Origin of the sequence: Gottschalkia acidurici 9a (genome assembly GCF_000299355.1) — a bacterium.
GTDB lineage: Bacteria > Bacillota > Clostridia > Tissierellales > Gottschalkiaceae > Gottschalkia > Gottschalkia acidurici.
Window position 1 is genome coordinate 505,501 of the sequence record NC_018664.1, and the last position, 17,676, is coordinate 523,176.

Here is a 17,676-nt window from a genome sequence, read left to right on the forward strand (position 1 = left end):
TAATATTCTTGATACATGGGATAGATACGAACAATATCTTTAGGTAAATAATATGGTAAAAACAGATATTGATAAAATAACAAATTTTTTTAGTATGAAAGGATTTAATGATTTTAAAATGCTATTGCAGATAAATACAAGAGAGATTGATTTTGCAATTTTTATTTTACAGAACTTGGTACTCCTGTAAGAAGACATTTTGACTTGACTATGGAAAAACTCTCTAAAATGGAAGATCAAATATTAAAATTAAAAGAGAAAGCGAAAAGATATAAGTTGTAGCAGCACTTCAAAGTGCTGGGAAAAAAGAATGATACTTTCGATGTGAATGCGCGGATGTGGAAATTCTAAAAAGCAGATTACTGAGGCTGATTTTTGAACAGGAGCTGAGGAAATGAATGATATTTTTATGTTTGGACAAAATTTCGGTGCTATAACAAATAGTATAAAATCAGACTTGCATAAGCATTGGCTGTTACAGCTATTTATTGGCGCTGATGAAAAACTAATAATTAACGTAGAGGGTCAAAGAATAAATTGCCGAGCCATAGCTGTGAATGTGAATACAATGCATGAGTTTTATTCTGGAAATTTAATTCATTTTACAATGTTGGTAGATCCAACAACTCAATTAGGGAAATTTATGCGAGTATACTTACTAAAAGATAATCCGTATTATATTATTTGTGAGGATAGAGCAGTCAAATTACAAATGCATCTATTAAATGCAATTAATTATGGAAAAAGCCATAACTATTCGGTGTTAATAAAAAACGTTGTCAGCTATTTCGATGGCTATACACCAATTGCAATTGATCAAAGAATAGAGATGTTATTAAGAATGATAGATACCTGTGATTGTGATGAGACACTTCATCAGGTGAAATATATCGCAAAAGCAATGTCCATATCAGAAAGCAGGCTCTCGCATCTTTTCAAAGAAGAAACTGGTATTCTACTGAAAAGTTATATTGTTCTTCATAAGCTACAAAGAGTATACCAAAAGATATTTGACGGTGAAAGTATTACAGATGCAGCAATAGAATCAGGATTTAATTCATCGTCACATTTTGCTTTTATCAATAAAAAAATGACGGGTATGTCAGCAAGGGATATTATCGCAGATAGCAGATTTTTGAAATTAAGTCTATAAATAAATTTGTATAATATGATTATCAAGATATAAGGAGGTCATATTATGAAAGAGTATTTACAGGTAACACCTATGTTGAATTATGATAGTAATGTGATACAGCAGTTAGTTAAAAACAGGAAATGGAAAGATAAAGATGAGTTTCAAAAGATACTTGAGATATATAATTTTGTTAGGGATGAAATAAAATTTGGCTATAATGTTGATGACACCATAAAAGCAAGTAGAGTTTTAGAAGACGGTTATGGGCAGTGTAATACTAAAGGGACTTTATTTATGGCTCTGCTTAGATCTGTTGGTATCCCATGCCGAATTCATGGGTTTACTATCAACAAAGCTCTTCAAAAAGGCGCTATGACAGGTTTAATGTACAGTGTTGCTCCCCAAAATATTGTCCATAGTTGGGTGGAGATTTTTTTTGAAGGAAACTGGTTAAATATAGAGGGGTTTATACTTGATGTTCCTTATTTAAACAAACTCCAAGAAAAGTTTTATGAATGTAATGGAAATTTTTGTGGATACTGTGTAGCAACCAATGATTTTAAAAAACCACAAATCTATTGGAATAAAAATGATACCTATATACAAAAGGAAGGGATCAATCAGGACTATGGAATATTTAACTCTCCGGATGAATTCTTCAGGAAGCATAGTCAAGAATTCTCGCCATTGAAGAAATGGTTTTATCAGAATATTGGTAGAAAGCTTATGAATCAAAATGTATCTAAAATTAGAGGAGACGTAAAATGATATAAAAATTAAACATATTTCTCTGAAAGATTATCTGATTTAAACTTAAAAAAATGATGAGTCTTTTTAAGAAAGGCACCTCTCACCAAGCAAGTACTGGATTCTAACGCATCTATTTTGTATCCTCAAGGCATGCGGAGACGGTTGTTCTTTTGACAAAGAACAAAATAGATAGAGTGATGGATAAAATTCTAATGCTTTGTGAGTATGAAACTATAATTTTGATGTCGTAGTATGTATTTGGGATCTTAAGAATAAGACCGATGGGAGAATTAAATATGGGAAATACCCATACCTTTAATATGATGGCTAGCAGATATGATACTTTTGAAAGGATTCAAATTGCAAAGTTAACATCAGATGCCATTCGTGAATGCTTAATCGATTCTAATAATAAGAATGCTATTGATTTTGGATGTGAAACTGGTCTTGTTGGAAGGAACTTATTAAATGAATTCAATTCTATGATTTTTATGGATACGTCACAGAATATGATTGATCAGATAAAACAAAAAATTATTGACTTTAACATTCAAAATGTAGATACATTATGTTTTGATTTGGAAAAAGAAAGCTTATTGGATTTACGTGTGGACTATATTTTTATGTCTCAGGTTCTACTTCATATTAATGATATAGAGTTAGTTTTATCAAGACTATATGAAATTTTAAATGTAGGAGGACATTTAATAATAGTAGATTTTAATAAAAATGAGAAAGTAGTTTCAGATATGGTCCATAACGGATTTGATCAAGTAGAGCTTATTAAGCTTATGACTAAATTAGGATTTAAAGAAACTCAATCCAAAATTTTTTATACCGGAAGTAAAATATTTATGAATCATGATGCATCTTTATTTATACTTGATGCTCAGAAATAAACTTTCAGTCAGGAATTTTAGTTCTATGATAGCTTTAAGATTAATTTGTTAAAGAGAAAAATGTATTAAATAAATCTTGCAGTTATAAAAGATATGGAGAAGTAAGTTTAATATAGAATGAATATAATGTTTAGGTATAATAAAAGACATCTACAGTAATTATAGTAGATGTCTTTTGTTATGGTTAAATACGAGTAAAAATAATTGGAAATATTTCTTATATTTGTTTGAGAAACTTACACGCTTAGAATATAATTAGAGTTGACAAGATAAATAATTTTAAAATTAAGTGGTCAAGTATCATCGAATAAAAATGTATAAAGACAATATTTATTCAACAAAACCTTAACTTTTCTATTGAGATGATGTATGTACGGTGTTATAAATACATAAACCTTATGTATTGAGAAAAAATATAAGGATGGTGAAGAGAATGAAAAAGATATTATTAGTGGAAGATGATTGGTTATTGAATCAAACTTTAGCTTTTCATTTAACAACAGAAGGATATGAAGTAATCTCTTCACATAATACAGTATCTTCTATAGAATATTTCTCAAGAGATAATTTTGACTTGATTATACTAGATATAAATCTTCCTGATGGAAACGGTTTTGATTTATGTAAAATGTGGAGTGATAAAACAACAGCACCTATTATATTTTTAACTGCAAATGACATGGAAAGTGATATGCTAAAGGGATATGAGCTAGGCGCAGAGGATTATATTACAAAACCATTCCATGTTAGTGTTTTTCTTAAAAAAGTAGGAGTTTTATTAAAAAATACTAGTAAAAAGAGTATAGAACATATCTATGATGATGGAAATTTGTTTTTAAACTTTACTAAGCGAACATCTATGCTACAAGGCGAAAATCTTGAAATGACTACAGGGGAGTTCAATCTATTATATCTACTTGTTGCGAACTATAGAATGGTATTAACAAGAAGACTGTTATTGGAAAAGCTATGGGATGAAAATGAAAAATATGTGGATGAAAACGCCTTAACTATGATGATTAGTCGTATTCGATCAAAGATTGAGACTAAAGATAAAAAATACATTAAGACAATCTATGGAATGGGATATCAATGGGTGGGAGATACCTATGGAGAATAGTATAAAATTACTATTATTTTCATCAGCTACTTATCTTATCATCATATTGATTTTTTATACTAACAAGAAAAAGACTATTAATAAGTATATGAATTTTATCAATATCTTAAATGACTCACTAACTTATTTAATTAATAGAGATTATCAAAAACTTAATAAACTACGAACTTTAGACGAAACCTTTGATTCAAAAGTAAATCAAAAGATATTGAGATTATCGAAAATTTGGCAGGAAGAATCTTTGCAAGGATTAAAAGAAAAAAAGAATTTACAAAGTTTAATTTCAGATGTATCTCATCAAGTAAAAACTCCTATAACTAATCTGAAGATGCTACAACTAGCTTTAGGTAATGATAAAGTATCTAAAAAAGATAAGGAAAAACTATTAAAATCTATGGATGGTCAGTTGGACAAAATACATTTTCTACTAGATTCTATGATTAAATCATCAAGATTAGAAACAGGATTAATTCAATTAAAAAAGATCCAATTGAATTTATTTGACACTATTGCTGAAGCTATATCTGGTATTACAGTAAACGCTGAAAAGAAAGGTATAGAAATTATTGTAGATTGTCCAGAAAAATATATTTTGTCACATGACAAAAAGTGGACAGCAGAAGCTTTATTTAATGTATTAGAAAATGCAATTAAATACTCGCCAGAGAATACAAGAATAGAAGTTAAGGTACAAAAGTGGAAGATGTACACAAAGATAGATATTATAGATGAAGGTATAGGCATTCATGAAAAGGATTTTGGGAAGGTATTTCAAAGGTTTTTTAGACAAGAAAGTAGTTATGACAAAGAAGGAGTAGGAATTGGACTTTATTTATCACGAGAGATTATTCAAAAACAAGATGGATATATAAAGGTAGCATCCATTGTAGGAGAAGGTTCAACTTTTTCTGTTTTTTTGCCAAATGATTTTTAAAGGTTATATCTAGTACCAATTCTAACAAAAAAGTTAGAATTGGTACTATTTTTTTAGCAAAATAAGATTTTTTGTTATATTTCTGTTAGTTTTACTTGATAAAGTTATCTTAAGAAAGGGGGAAAACAGAATGAATATATTAGAAGCAATGGACTTAAAAAAATACTATGGAGAAGAACCCAATATTGTAAAAGCTTTAGATGAGGTAAACTTAACTGTGAAAAACGGTGAGTTTCTTGCAATTGTGGGAACCTCAGGATCAGGTAAGTCTACTTTGTTAAATATATTAGGTGGTTTAGATAATCCTACTAAAGGAAAGGTGATTGTAGCTGAAAAGGATATTTCTCAACTGTCTGATGACGAATTAACTATATTTAGAAGAAGAAATGTAGGATTTGTTTTTCAAAACTACAATCTAATACCTATGTTAAATCTTTATGAAAATATTGTTCTACCACTGGATCTAGACGGAGAAACAATTGATGAAGAGTATATAGAAGAAATAATTAAGTTATTACATTTAAAAGATAAAAAACAAAGGTTTCCTAATTATTTATCAGGAGGAGAGCAACAAAGAGGGGCAATAGCAAGAGCTTTGGCAACTAAGCCATCCATCATTTTAGCAGATGAGCCTACTGGGAATTTGGACAGCAAAACTAGCTCTGAAGTTTTGGGTCTATTAAAAAGAACAAGTAAACAATTTAATCAAACTATCGTGATGATTACCCATAATAATGAAATTGCCCAATTAGCCGATCGTATAATCCGAATTGAAGATGGGAGAATTTCTAATAGATAGGAGGATGGTCATGATAGCAAATAATAATAAAAAAGTCATACAAAAATTAGCTAATAGAAGTGTAAAATTTAATGGAACAAGAAATATTTTTATACTAATAACTATTATATTATCCGTTTCATTAGTAGGTGTTATATCCCTTACTCAATCAGCAAGACAACAGAAAATGAAAAGTCAACTTAATATGTCACAGCATGTTATGTATGAGAATGTAAATGAAGAGAACATTGAGAAATTAAAAGCTTCTGATGAAGTAGATTTTTTAACTGTAGCGAAGTTTGGTGATAGTTTTAAGATACAGAATGAGATGATTTATCCAGTTTATTTTGAAAAGGATACAAAGAGCATAAAGACAATAGCAATATCGGAGGGAAATTATCCTGAAAAATCAAATGAAATTGTAGTGTATAAGCCTATGTTAAACTTATTTGATAATGTAAAAAACATAGGAGATAATATAAAGATAAAATTTTTAGATGGTAGAGAAGAGGAATTTATTATTAGTGGATTTATGGAAGGAAACGAGAATTCTAGTGTCTATAGAGTATTATTTTCTAAAGAATATTCAGAAAATGGACAACAGCTGAAAGATATACCTTATACGATTCTTTGCAAAATAAAAAATGCAGATATGATGTCAGAAAATCAATTTTTAGATACTGTAAGAGGAATTGGAAAAAATGCAGGGATTGAAAGAAAAGACATAAATCCAAATAACTTTTTTGCAAATTATCTAACCCTATCCATACAAGATGGTTTAGTCATAATTGTCGTATCTTTAGGAGTTCTATTCGTGAGCATATTGGTTGTATATAGTATATTCTATATTTCAGTTTTAGAGAATATTCAAAGATTCGGTCAACTTAGAACAATAGGAACTTCTAAAAAACAAATTAAAGCTATTGTAAGAAGAGAGGGAAAAATCATGTTTTATATGGGAACCCCTATAGGACTTTTAATAGCTTGGATAATTTCATACTGGATTATTCCAGAAGGATGGAGTTTGAAGTATACACTTATTATAAGTTTAATGATAGCAATTACTGAACTAATCACTATTATCATATCAGTTCAAAAACCGGCAAAAATAGCTTCTGCTATTTCACCTGTAGAGGCATCGAAATTTTCAGGATACAAAGAAAGAGAACTAAAGGAAACTAATGAATTGCATAGAAAATTATCTTCCTTTTCTATGGCGAAAATTAGTTTAAAAAGAAATAAGAATAAATCTCTTTTAACACTAATTTCACTTGGAATAGGTGGAGCTTTATTTATTATGAGTACAACTTTGATAGTATCTACTTCTTTGGAACAATATTCAAGACAAGGCATGTATGGATTGGGAGAATATATTATTGGTTTTGATTATAATACAGTACAGACCATTGATAAGGGAATAACAGGAGCCCAATTGAAAAACCCAATGAATGAAGAATTGATAAAAAAGATAGAATCAATACCGGAAATTAATGAAATCATTAAATTTCATAGAACATCTATAAGATATGATTATAAAGAAGTAGTTAATAAAAAAGATTATCTATCAGCATTTAATAGAGAAGACATTGATATAATAAATAAAACATTGCTAGAAGGATCTTTTAATTATGATGAAATGATAAAAAATGATGAAATCCTCGTTACATTAAATGATTTTATTAAAGAATTCTATGGATGGAAATTTGACATTGGAGATAAAGTTAATCTTAGATTCTTTGATGGAGAGAAAGAGGTTGAAAAATCTTTTAAGATTATAGGGTCTATAGATGACAGTAAAGTTACAACTAATTATGGTATATTTGTACTGCCAATTGAAAAGCTAAAACAGTTATTTCCAAGTATTAATACAATAGATACATTAATAATATCTGTAAATGACTTTGAGAAGGAAGGGGATAAAGTAGAAGAAAATATATATAATTTAATAGAAAGAAGTCCTTTACTTGAGATGAATACATTAAGGGAAAGATTAGCAGAAGACAAAGAGTCATTTGGCTTAAGAAATAAAGTGATAGTAGGATTAAGTGGATTTATCATCTTATTTAGTTTAATCAATCTAGTTAATACAATAATAACTAATATTATTTCAAGAAAAAAAGAATTTGCAATGCTTCAATCTATTGGATTAAGCAATAAGCAATTAGCAAGAATGATTCAATTTGAAGGACTAGGCTTATCTTTTGGGAATTTAGTAATAACTTTGGTATTTGGGACAGCATTAGGATATGGATTAGTACGAATAATACAGAACTCTGGAGTAAAATACGCTCACTACCGTTTTCCGATATGGTACTTTATTATATATATTATAATTATTACTATAGTGCCTTTAGTTGTTTCCAGTGTTCTAGTAAGACTATTTCAGAAGGAAAGTCTGGTTTCAAGATTGCGTAATGTTGATTAATAAAGGAATTGGGTATCTTGTAGTTATTAATGACATGTACCAAGAAATCCTGTTTGAAAATGAAACCTTAGACTCTATCAGATTAGATGAGGTGATATTTTTATAAAGTATAAGAATTTTATGAAATATACATGTGTTGATGGCGAAATGGTAATTGTTCCAGAACAGGCTGAGGTTGTTAGAAGGATATTTGACTTGTATTACAAGGTTTATCATTTGGACAGATAAAAGATTACCTAGAGTCAATGGGAATTAAAGCTGTTACAGGTAATGATCATTGGGATACAACTACTATTCAGAAAATACTCAAGAATGAGAAATACAAGGGAGATACTATGCTGCAAAAGCCCCATACTGAAGATTTCATAACAGGCAGAAAAAGCAAGAGTGTTGGGCAAAGGGGTCACTACTATGTAACGAATAGTCAACCAACCATAGTTTCAGTCGAAGTATTTGATAAGGTTCAGGAAGAAGTGGCAAGTTAGGCAAGGTTTGTTCATGAAAAGGATGACACAGTGAACTTCAGTAAAAGCAAATATAACGGAAAATATCTCTTAGGAAATTTGCTTGTGTGTAATGATTGTGGAGCCTCCCCTTATTGCATATACAGCAAAAACTAATCACAGTCATATAATAATATTAGCTCAAATTTTGAGATTCTTTTAAAAAATAAATTATATAGACTGGAGATGCAAATTATGAATGATTTTTTATATGGATTAACAGGAGATATTGTTACGCCATTCGAACCGATATATAATGAGGCAAGACAGGGGTTTAACAGGGCAATTCAACAATATCCATTAATAATTGTGTACTGTAAGAATAAGCGGGATGTATCAAATGCAGTGATCTGGTCACGAAAGCATAGGGTACCGATTCGAATACGAAGTGGAGGACATAATTATGAAGGCTATTCCAATGGAGACTGTACCCTGGTTATTGATATAAGTGCATTAAATAGCATGTGTATCGATGATTACAATAACCGGTTATGTGTTGGGGCTGGAGTAAACAACAAGCAATTATACGAGTTCGTAGCCTCAAAGGGATATCCCTTTCCGGGAGGTACATGTCCTACAGTTGGTTTGAGTGGATATGCACTTGGAGGAGGATGGGGACTTTCCTGCCGTTACCTTGGGCTTGGTTGTGACAGTCTTGATGAGATTGAAATGGTAAATTACGAAGGAACTGTTATTAAAGCAAACTGCTTTGTAAATTCTGACCTTTTTTGGGCTTGTCGTGGTGCAGGCGGAGGAAATTATGGAATAATCGTATCTATGTCATTCAGACTTCCTAAACCAGTAAATAAAGTTACTCTGATAGAAATTGATTATCGAAAGGTCAGTTCAGAGGAACAGAAGAAATTCCTTCAAACTTGGCAGGAATGGCTTAATACAGGTGATAGAAGGATGACATTGATTTCACGAATCTACAATTCGGTTAATGATGACCTGGCTATGCTGGTTAGGGGAATCTTCTACGGTGATCCGTATGAGGCGGAAGAAATGTTAGCCGATTTCCTAGAGCTTGAAGAAGCAGTATATAATTTTGAATATATGACCTTCCTAGAGGCAGTAACAATTATTGGAAGTGTATATCCTCCTTTTGAAAAATTTCAGTCGGTCAGTCGTTTTGTACTAAAGGATTTTTCCTGTAACGAGATATCAGAGATTGTTGGGTTAGTCAAAGAGCGTTCTCAGGGTTCTGTTTTTGCTGGAATATCCTTGTATGCTCTGGGCGGAAGAGTGGCAGATGTAGATACCAATGATACGGCATTTTATTATCGCCGGGCAAAGTATATTATATGGCTGGAGACAATCTGGGAGAAGAATCGATATGCTGCGGAGAATAGGGAGTGGATTAATAATCGGTTTCCATATATTGAATCAATAACCACAGGTTCCTATGTAAACTTTCCCTATGGAAGACTTCCTGACTATCGAATGGAGTACTATGGAAAGCATGTAAAAGAACTGATTAGGATAAAACTAAAATATGATCCCGAAAATATTTTTTCATTTCCTCAGGGCTTAATAGCAACAAAAGGTCATCGCGATCCAATTAAATCCTATTTACCTGATAACGATGAGAGAGAATTACCAGAACAATCAGATGACACAATTTACAGAAGGTTTCGTTATGTTCCATGGTAGACTTTACAGTTGCAGATTATAACCTAAACATGTTACAATTGCAAGCCCTTATATATTAGAATGTATCTATGTTAGAATTATATTAATGTGGATTAACCCCTTCGTTTTGGACAAAACCTAATAAATTCTTTTACTTGTGTGCTAGCATGGGCAGCTTGGTGGTGAAAGTCCACTTTGGGTGTTGATAGAAAAGAAATAGGTTGAATGCAACTAAATGGAACAACTTATATGTCTTCCCATTTAGTTGCTTTATATTCTCTGGGACGATAGTTCAAAAGAAATTTAGGTAGATCTATTTGATTTGTGTTATTAATAAAAAACAAGCCCATTACACCAGTTAAGATCATAATCGATATTGGATTTACTTTATACTTTTTGAGTAAAAAAAGAGAAACTATAAATACAATTATAGCAGTAATATTTAGGTTACCAGCTTTAATATTAAATGATGAAGATTCAAAGAAAGCAATCAAAATAATAGTAGATGCAGAAGATGCAATAAGCCCAACAGAGCTAGAACGTAGTCCTTTTAATATGTTAGAAACACTATCTATACTTTTATATTTTTTAAAAAATTATATAAAAATATAGAAATAATAAATCCAGATATAATACATCCTAAAGTAGCTACTATAGCCCCAGAGATACCAGCTATACGTGTTCCCACAAAAGATGCAGTGTTAACAGCTAAGGGACCAGGTGTCATTTGAGAAATTGTAATAATATCTGTAAACTCCTTCAATGTAAGCCAGCCATAAGAATTCACCACTTGCTCCTGTATCAATGGTATTATAGCATATCCGCCACCAATGCTGAATAAACCAATCTGTAAAAAACTAATAAATAAAGTGAAAATAGTTTTACTCACCTTCTATTCCTCCTCTTCTACTTTTAATATAAGTTTGAATAAAACATAGAATAGAGCAGAAAATGATTATAATTAACACATTGACATTAAAAATGAAGCTAGCTAAAAACGTAAAGGGAGTCATTAATGTTAATAACAAGTTTTTTTCTTTTAAAATTCCTTGAACCATATCGATTACTAAATCTACAATTGTAGCAGCAACTCCTGCTTCCATACCTTTTAAAATTGCAGAAATAAATCTATTATCTCTAAAGGCTTTGTAAAAAAAAGAGATGATTGATAGTATTAGCAAGGGAGGTAGGATTGTCCCAATACAACTAATAATAGCACCTATAATTCCAGAAATGCGATAACCCACTAATACAGAAATATTAACTGCAATAGCACCTGGAGTTGACTGCGCGATTGCAGCCATGTCTAATAGTTCTTGCTCATTAATTAATTTTAGGTCATTAACGAAGTATTTACGCATCATAGGTATAACCACATATCCGTTGCATAAAGCTTATAAAAGTTTATAAATATATAAGTTTTACTTTAATTCCTTCTTCATAGTACCCTATTTTGATTATACTAAGATAATCTACTCTAGTTTGTGTGGCACTGAGCAAATGCTTTTTCTAAAGGCTTAAATTCCCATACAACGCATGGTACATATTGGTATCATCTTTTTTGTTGATTTTATACCAATTTATATTCTCCTAAGTTTATACTAGCATTTTTATCTCTATCTATTTCTAATCCACAGATGCATTTATATACTCTATCTGAAAGCTTTAGATCTTTTTTATTTCTCCACATCTGCTATTGCTTTTGATAGGTATTTGTTTTTCATCATTCTACTAATATTAAGATCCTCCATAACTATTCTTATTGGTCTTAACTTTATTATTTTGTTTGTAGCCTGATGTATATGATTTTGTCTTATATTTGATAGTCTTCTATGGATTAGTTTTATTTTCTTTTCTAGTTTTATTATATTACTAGTTTTTATAAACTTAGTTCCTTCTTTGTTCATTTCATATTTTCTACTTACCTGTCTTTTTAACTTCTTTTTTAACTTTCTTACTGTTTTTGTTTTATTAATATTTTTTATTGGTTTGTCTAGTTTGTTTACTACTGCTAATACTGATATTCCTAGGTCTATTCCTATACTTAAATCTTGATTTAACTTAGCTTGATTTTCGCCTTGTTCATAACCAAATGATAGGTACCAGTATTTGCCGTCATAGCTACATCTGGGGTTGTTGTAGCTATCTAGTATAGGTATATCGTAGCTAGTAGCAAATTTTACTTTCCCTATCTTTTCTATGTTTACTGTGTTGTCTTTTATTTTTAATGCATCATGTCTAACATAGAAAGATTGTCTAGATTTTTTCTTGGATTTAAATCTAGGGTATTTAGCTGTTTTCTTAAAGAAGCCATTAAAAGCATTTTGTAAGTCTTTAAATACTTGTGAAGTTATTTGTGCTGATACTTCATATAGCCACTTGTATTGTTCTTGCTTTTTTATATCATTGTTAAACTTCTTTTTTATTGAACTGCTGTTGGGTTTTAAACCACTTTTATATTCTTCTTCCCATTTTGCTAATCCCCAGTTATATGCAAATCTAGATACACCAACTGATTTAAACATTAATATTTCTTGTTCTTTTGTAGGTAGTAGTCTTATTTTTACTGACTTTATCATTTCCTCACCTCCTTATATCCATTATAATACAAGTTAGTGATTTAATGAAATATGAATTGAACAAGCGTTCCATATCGTTGTATTTAATTATATATTTATAAAATTCTATAAGCTTTATGCTTATTCATATATGTTCGCTAGACATATACAGTTCTCAGGTCTTTGACCATGAACTTCTTATGCTTTCACATAAGCGTAGACTATATCATCACCTGTTTGGTGTCCTCCGCTTCCACTATCAATCGCTTATAGTGTACTCCCTTTTGGGATAGTCGTTGAAGTTTACTCTTATCTTTCGACTTAGAGTCTTACCTGCTGATTGTCGATTGTTTCTGCACTTAGGATTTAACCTTATGCTATACACATTAGTTTTTTCTGCTTTCGCAACATTCGCACTTATCTTTTCAGATTATGCTGTAGTCAACGTGTCTTTACGAGTTCCCAGCAATTCAAAGGATTTTGGATAGATTTTTCCTATCAACTCCATGCTCTTTATGAACATGGGAGGCTGTCAACAATTTTCTAAATTATAAAAATTTTATAGTGTTATATATCCTTTTATAATCTATTTGTAACTGTTAGTTACCTCCTCCAAAAGTAAAAGCGCTTATATAAAATGTGATTCTAAAGAGCAAAAAGTAAAGTTTTAATTTATTAATCTTCATAATAGTGATACCTCCAATAGACTAATCTTCAACATTGTTAGTATACATCTTGATTTAACATAAGTATAATAATATAATTTTATGAAATACATAACTAAATGATTATGAGTAAGGAGATAGATATGAAAATAAGGCATTTGCGTATTTTTAAAATGGTATGTGAGGAAGAAAGTATTACAAAGGCAGCAGAGAAATTATTTATGACACAACCTGCAGTTTCTAATGCAATTAGTGAATTAGAAAATCACTTAGGTATTTGCTTGTTTGATAGAATTTCAAGAAGGATTTATTTAAATGAGACAGGTAAGTTATTCTTAGTAAAGGTAATAAAATTGTTAGATTTCTATGATGACTTAGAACAAAATGTTAAAGAATTAGAAGACAATGCAACTATCAAAGTCGGGTCAAGCATAACTATTGCGAACTTTATTTTGCCTAAAGCAATAGTAGAATTTGAAACAATTCATAAGGATACTCCGACAAAGGTTATAGTTGCAAATGCTAGAAAAATCGAAGAGATGCTATATAATAATGAAATTGATTTAGGCCTAATTGAAGGAGTTATCTATAATGAAGAATTAATAAAAATTCCATTTTCATCTTATAAATTAGCAATAATATGTTCTCCTAAACATAAATTAGCTTTAGAAGAACCTATAGATATCAATAAATTAATACAAGAAAGATTATTACTTAGAGAAAAAGGCAGTGCAATTCGTGATGTCTTTGATAGTGCATTATTGCTACACAATTTAAGATCAAACCCAGAATGGACAAGCATAAATTCACAAGCTCTTATTCATGTAGTAAAACAAAATCTAGGAATAAGTGTGTTGCCTAAAATATTAGTCCAAGAAGAAATTGCTAGTGGCGAAATATTCGAAATAAAGGTAAATGATTTTGAGTTAGTTAATATAAATCATATTGTATTTCATAAAGACAAATTTCAAACAAAGAGTTTTAAAGCGCTGATTGAAATAATTAAGAATCAAGTAAATGATAGGTGAATATGTATTTAGCTTAGTATTTATATTAGGTTATATATTACTACAGAAGATAAAGTTATATAAAGAAAAATAGGATGTGAAATTAGACTTCTTTCTAGTAAATAGAGCATAAAGGTTTTGGAAGGGATTATGGGTTTTATTGATACTTAAAGATTATATATTAAGTATTGAATAAAAGTAAAAATATAGAAGTATAATCGTGAAAAATAAAGTTTTCAAAATAAAAAATATACTTGATGGTCTCACTGCTTATAATTTGATGTATAAAACATCAGAATGTAGACGGTGCCTGATTATTAACTTAATAAAGGAAATATTCCTCTCATTACGAATCTTACAACAATTGTAAGTGTTAATTAGTAAATTTTCATTATATAGTACTAATAGATAAAGAAAAAGTATAGGGAGGTATGATATGAAAATTTCAAATAAGTTGCTTCGAGTTCAGGAAGTACATAAGACATATGGTAAGGGACAAAGTGAAACCGTTGCATTAAAGGGAATTACTTTTGATGTTTTTCCAGGAGAGTTTCTTGGAATCATGGGTGCAAGTGGGTCAGGCAAGACGACATTGCTTAATTGCATTGCAACTATGCTTAAACCAACATCTGGACAAGTCTTATTAGAGGGACAGAATATTTCTTCATTCGGAGGATCTCAACTAGCAAAATATCGAGGGAGTAAAATTGGATATTTATTTCAAGAATTTGAGTTATTAGATAACTTAACTGCGAGAGAAAATATCGTTTTGCCGTTGTCGATACATGGAGAGAACCCCAAAAATGAAGAGGAACAACTTCAAAAATTAGCGAAGCAATTTGATATTGAGGAGGTATTAAATAAATTTCCCTCTCAAATGTCAGGAGGCGAGAAGCAGAGAGTTGCAGCAGCAAGATCACTAATTTCGAATCCAAGCATTGTATTAGCAGATGAGCCAACCGGTGCCCTAGATTCCAAAAATGCAAAAAATTTGATGGAAAAACTATCTTCAACCAATCAGACAGATGGAACCACGATTTTGATGGTTACTCACGATGCCAATGCAGCAAGCTTTTGCTCAAGAATCTTATTTATCCAAGATGGTGTGATTTTTCATGAGCTTCGAAAGAAGGTGCCTGGAGAAACTAAAAATTCGTTTTATGAACGTATTTTAACTGTTATGGCACAGGTGGGAGGGGGCAGTGCTAATGTTCTTTGATTTCATCAAACGAAACAGTAGTAAGATTCGAAAAGAAAATGGGGTTTATTTTGCCTCACTCGTTATTTCTATTGTTTCTTTTTATGTCATCCTTTCCCTTGGCGAACAGGATGTTATAGTGTATCTAAAGACGGTTGAGAGTGAAGCGGTAGCTAAGCTTTTGTTAATGATTCCGGTGCTCTATGCCGTCTCACTGTTCTTCGTATTTTTCCTGGTTTATTTTGCTAACAGATACCAATTACAACGTCGTAGTCATGAATTTGGAATCTATTTGATGATGGGGATGAAACGAAGCAGGTTGTTCGCAATGATCATGGGGGAAACATTGTGGAATGGTTTAGTCGCTCTGCTCATTGGAATTCCAATTTCCTTATTTTTAACAGAGCTAATTAGTTTGACAACTTCTAGACTTGTTGGAATGGGCATCATTGGTCATCAGTTTCGTATCTCCTGGACAGGTCTAGGATTAACAGTATTTGGTTTCATTATGGTGCAACTATTAGCAGTGTTTATTCTTAGCTTGAGAATGAGCAAGAAGGAACCTGTAGATTTGCTAGATGAACAGAAAGAAGAATCACAAAGAATTCTTCCGACTGTATGGGGTTGGGTTAGTTTACTACTGGGAGCAGTTTTGCTATGTTCAGCTTATGTATTGGCAATTTTATATTTGCGTACTTTTGATGTTCTAATGTTTGCATTAATATTGTTAGCTGGCATCAGTGGAACTTTTATGCTATTTCGTGGGTTAGGAAGTTTGATTGGACGATGGATAAGGCATAAAAACAGTTCATCTACCGGATTACTTACGTTTACAGGAAGGCAACTTCAAGAGAATGTTTTAAATCAATCTAGTTCTCTTGCTATATCTTCACTCTTAATACTTTTAGCGATGGTTTGTTTTGCTTATGGTATTTCTATATCTTTAAATCGAGGTGGAGCATTAGGCAGAACCGTAGATTTTACTTTTGAAGGGTCAGAAAAAGAAATTGTCTCTGTACTGACGTCTGATAAATTGACCCCCTATGTAAAGGATTATTATCCTATGAAGCTTGATCTTTTAAGGACACCTTATACAGGTATGCCTGAAGATACTGTAGCATACACATTTTCTTGGGCAGGATTAGAAGAAGCAGTTTCGAGAGAAAAAAATTCAGAAGAAAAAGAAAATCTATTAAGCCATTTATCTTATGAAGACAGTCCTTATTTAATTTCGCTTACAAGTTACAATACACTGCTTGAATCTAACAATAAATCTCCTATTGTATTAGGAGATAATGAAGTTTCAATGTATTCTAATGGTGGGTATTCATTCTATCATGATATATTAAGAAAAGTATTGGAAACTAATCCAACAATTTATATTGATGAAAAACAATACGAATTAACATCAACATTATACACAAGTAACCTTGTTGCAGATCGATCGATTACTATTTTGTATGCTTTGATTGTTCCCGACGATATGTACAATGCGTTGAGTGGAAATTCTGAAAAAACATTACGCTGGAATATGGTTCTAGATTCTGATTTTGTTCGTGAAAAAGGTCTGATGCAAGCTATGTATCAAGTAGATGAGTTACTCAGTACATCTGGCTTAAACTATGAAAGCTATCTTGCTAGCATGGCAAGACAGTTGTTTTATATAGTCGCAGGGAGTTATACGACACTTTATTTAGGTGTGATGTTCCTTATCATTGCAAACACAGTGCTAGGATTGGAGCTTCTTATGCAGCAAAGAAGTACAAGGCATAGATATTCCACATTGTCTATGTTAGGAGCAAGTGTTAAATCTCTGTGTTCATCAGGAAGAATACAAATATGGTGGTATTTTGGTTTGGTTATTTCTGTAGCACTGATTAGTTCAATTTTTGGTATTTGGTCGATGTTAAAAAGTTTCAGGGTTATTCCAAAAACATCAGACAATAGAACCATTATTTTGCTGGTAGGAATTACACTTATTATCTTTACTGTTTTTGAGCTTTGCTATATACTGATGATTCAGAGGAAGAGTGATGAAGAAATCAAGAAATTAGAAGAGGTTCGATAGGAGG

The 17,676-nt window shown here is 31.1% G+C and carries 14 protein-coding genes and 2 pseudogenes; 12 read left to right on the top strand and 4 right to left on the bottom strand.

Annotation, left to right across the window (positions count from 1 at the left end; translation table 11 throughout):
* Positions 1-394 precede the first annotated feature (394 nt).
* The 9 genes and pseudogenes from CURI_RS02340 to CURI_RS02380 all read left to right on the top strand — a co-directional run bounded on the left by CURI_RS02340 (position 395) and on the right by CURI_RS02380 (position 10,197).
* Positions 395-1,153 (top strand): helix-turn-helix domain-containing protein, encoded by a 759-nt coding sequence (locus tag CURI_RS02340; protein ID WP_014966678.1) that lies wholly within the window; start codon positions 395-397, stop codon positions 1,151-1,153.
* 45 nt (positions 1,154-1,198) lie between these two features.
* On the top strand, positions 1,199-1,903 hold the full coding sequence (locus CURI_RS02345; RefSeq protein WP_014966679.1) for a transglutaminase-like domain-containing protein: 705 nt from the start codon (positions 1,199-1,201) through the stop codon (positions 1,901-1,903).
* 278 nt (positions 1,904-2,181) lie between these two features.
* Positions 2,182-2,784 (top strand): class I SAM-dependent methyltransferase, encoded by a 603-nt coding sequence (locus tag CURI_RS02350; protein ID WP_041701418.1) that lies wholly within the window; start codon positions 2,182-2,184, stop codon positions 2,782-2,784.
* A gap of 433 nt (positions 2,785-3,217) precedes the next feature.
* Positions 3,218-3,904, top strand: a complete 687-nt coding sequence (locus tag CURI_RS02355; RefSeq protein ID WP_041701421.1) for a response regulator transcription factor — start codon at positions 3,218-3,220, stop codon at positions 3,902-3,904.
* Positions 3,894-4,838 (top strand): sensor histidine kinase, encoded by a 945-nt coding sequence (locus tag CURI_RS02360; protein WP_014966682.1) that lies wholly within the window; start codon positions 3,894-3,896, stop codon positions 4,836-4,838. Before CURI_RS02355 ends, CURI_RS02360 begins: the two co-directional genes overlap by 11 nt.
* 130 nt (positions 4,839-4,968) lie before the next feature.
* Positions 4,969-5,637 (top strand): ABC transporter ATP-binding protein, encoded by a 669-nt coding sequence (locus tag CURI_RS02365; protein WP_014966683.1) that lies wholly within the window; start codon positions 4,969-4,971, stop codon positions 5,635-5,637.
* Between the two features lie 10 nt (positions 5,638-5,647).
* Positions 5,648-8,041, top strand: coding sequence for an ABC transporter permease (locus tag CURI_RS02370; protein ID WP_014966684.1), 2,394 nt, complete (start codon positions 5,648-5,650; stop codon positions 8,039-8,041).
* Positions 8,042-8,250: 209 nt separating this feature from the next.
* Positions 8,251-8,526 (top strand): annotated as a pseudogene (locus CURI_RS16020) (recombinase family protein); the annotation flags it as partial.
* Between the two features lie 213 nt (positions 8,527-8,739).
* Complete coding sequence (locus CURI_RS02380) at positions 8,740-10,197, top strand: FAD-binding oxidoreductase (protein ID WP_144275987.1); 1,458 nt, start codon at positions 8,740-8,742, stop codon at positions 10,195-10,197.
* A 224-nt stretch (positions 10,198-10,421) separates the two neighbouring features.
* Here CURI_RS02380 and CURI_RS16485 read toward each other — a convergent pair.
* The 4 genes and pseudogenes from CURI_RS16485 to CURI_RS02395 form a co-directional block, all read right to left on the bottom strand.
* A pseudogene (locus tag CURI_RS16485) lies at positions 10,422-11,065 on the bottom strand (chromate transporter).
* Positions 11,058-11,552, bottom strand: coding sequence for a chromate transporter (locus tag CURI_RS02390; protein WP_228370449.1), 495 nt, complete (start codon positions 11,550-11,552; stop codon positions 11,058-11,060). Before CURI_RS02390 ends, CURI_RS16485 begins: the two are co-directional and overlap by 8 nt.
* A gap of 194 nt (positions 11,553-11,746) precedes the next feature.
* On the bottom strand, positions 11,747-11,866 hold the full coding sequence (locus tag CURI_RS16035) for a transposase (RefSeq protein WP_228370450.1): 120 nt from the start codon (positions 11,864-11,866) through the stop codon (positions 11,747-11,749).
* Complete coding sequence (locus CURI_RS02395) at positions 11,853-12,755, bottom strand: RNA-guided endonuclease InsQ/TnpB family protein (RefSeq protein WP_014966689.1); 903 nt, start codon at positions 12,753-12,755, stop codon at positions 11,853-11,855. The genes CURI_RS16035 and CURI_RS02395 overlap by 14 nt, the downstream gene beginning before the upstream one ends.
* Positions 12,756-13,542: 787 nt before the next feature.
* On the opposite strand from CURI_RS02395, the gene CURI_RS02400 reads away from it, so the two are divergent.
* The 3 genes from CURI_RS02400 to CURI_RS02410 all read left to right on the top strand — a co-directional run bounded on the left by CURI_RS02400 (position 13,543) and on the right by CURI_RS02410 (position 17,672).
* Positions 13,543-14,427 carry a LysR family transcriptional regulator gene (locus tag CURI_RS02400; protein WP_041701423.1) on the top strand — a complete coding sequence of 295 codons (885 nt, stop codon included), beginning with the start codon at positions 13,543-13,545 and terminating at the stop codon, positions 14,425-14,427.
* Between the two features lie 415 nt (positions 14,428-14,842).
* Positions 14,843-15,625, top strand: a complete 783-nt coding sequence (locus CURI_RS02405) for an ABC transporter ATP-binding protein (RefSeq protein ID WP_014966691.1) — start codon at positions 14,843-14,845, stop codon at positions 15,623-15,625.
* Positions 15,615-17,672: an FtsX-like permease family protein gene (locus tag CURI_RS02410; protein WP_014966692.1), complete on the top strand. Its 2,058-nt coding sequence runs from the start codon at positions 15,615-15,617 to the stop codon at positions 17,670-17,672. Before CURI_RS02405 ends, CURI_RS02410 begins: the two co-directional genes overlap by 11 nt.
* Positions 17,673-17,676 lie beyond the last annotated feature (4 nt).

What these genes read in the sequence shown, in the direction of transcription:
- CURI_RS02340 (WP_014966678.1), top strand. Translation starts at nt 395, where the DNA reads ATGAATGATATTTTTATGTTTGGACAAAATTTCGGTGCTATAACAAAT.
- CURI_RS02345 (WP_014966679.1), top strand. Translation starts at nt 1,199, where the DNA reads ATGAAAGAGTATTTACAGGTAACACCTATGTTGAATTATGATAGTAAT.
- CURI_RS02350 (WP_041701418.1), top strand. Translation starts at nt 2,182, where the DNA reads ATGGGAAATACCCATACCTTTAATATGATGGCTAGCAGATATGATACT.
- CURI_RS02355 (WP_041701421.1), top strand. Translation starts at nt 3,218, where the DNA reads ATGAAAAAGATATTATTAGTGGAAGATGATTGGTTATTGAATCAAACT.
- CURI_RS02360 (WP_014966682.1), top strand. Translation starts at nt 3,894, where the DNA reads ATGGAGAATAGTATAAAATTACTATTATTTTCATCAGCTACTTATCTT.
- CURI_RS02365 (WP_014966683.1), top strand. Translation starts at nt 4,969, where the DNA reads ATGAATATATTAGAAGCAATGGACTTAAAAAAATACTATGGAGAAGAA.
- CURI_RS02370 (WP_014966684.1), top strand. Translation starts at nt 5,648, where the DNA reads ATGATAGCAAATAATAATAAAAAAGTCATACAAAAATTAGCTAATAGA.
- CURI_RS02380 (WP_144275987.1), top strand. Translation starts at nt 8,740, where the DNA reads ATGAATGATTTTTTATATGGATTAACAGGAGATATTGTTACGCCATTC.
- CURI_RS16035 (WP_228370450.1), bottom strand. Translation starts at nt 11,866, where the DNA reads ATGTGGAGAAATAAAAAAGATCTAAAGCTTTCAGATAGAGTATATAAA.
- CURI_RS02395 (WP_014966689.1), bottom strand. Translation starts at nt 12,755, where the DNA reads ATGATAAAGTCAGTAAAAATAAGACTACTACCTACAAAAGAACAAGAA.
- CURI_RS02400 (WP_041701423.1), top strand. Translation starts at nt 13,543, where the DNA reads ATGAAAATAAGGCATTTGCGTATTTTTAAAATGGTATGTGAGGAAGAA.
- CURI_RS02405 (WP_014966691.1), top strand. Translation starts at nt 14,843, where the DNA reads ATGAAAATTTCAAATAAGTTGCTTCGAGTTCAGGAAGTACATAAGACA.
- CURI_RS02410 (WP_014966692.1), top strand. Translation starts at nt 15,615, where the DNA reads ATGTTCTTTGATTTCATCAAACGAAACAGTAGTAAGATTCGAAAAGAA.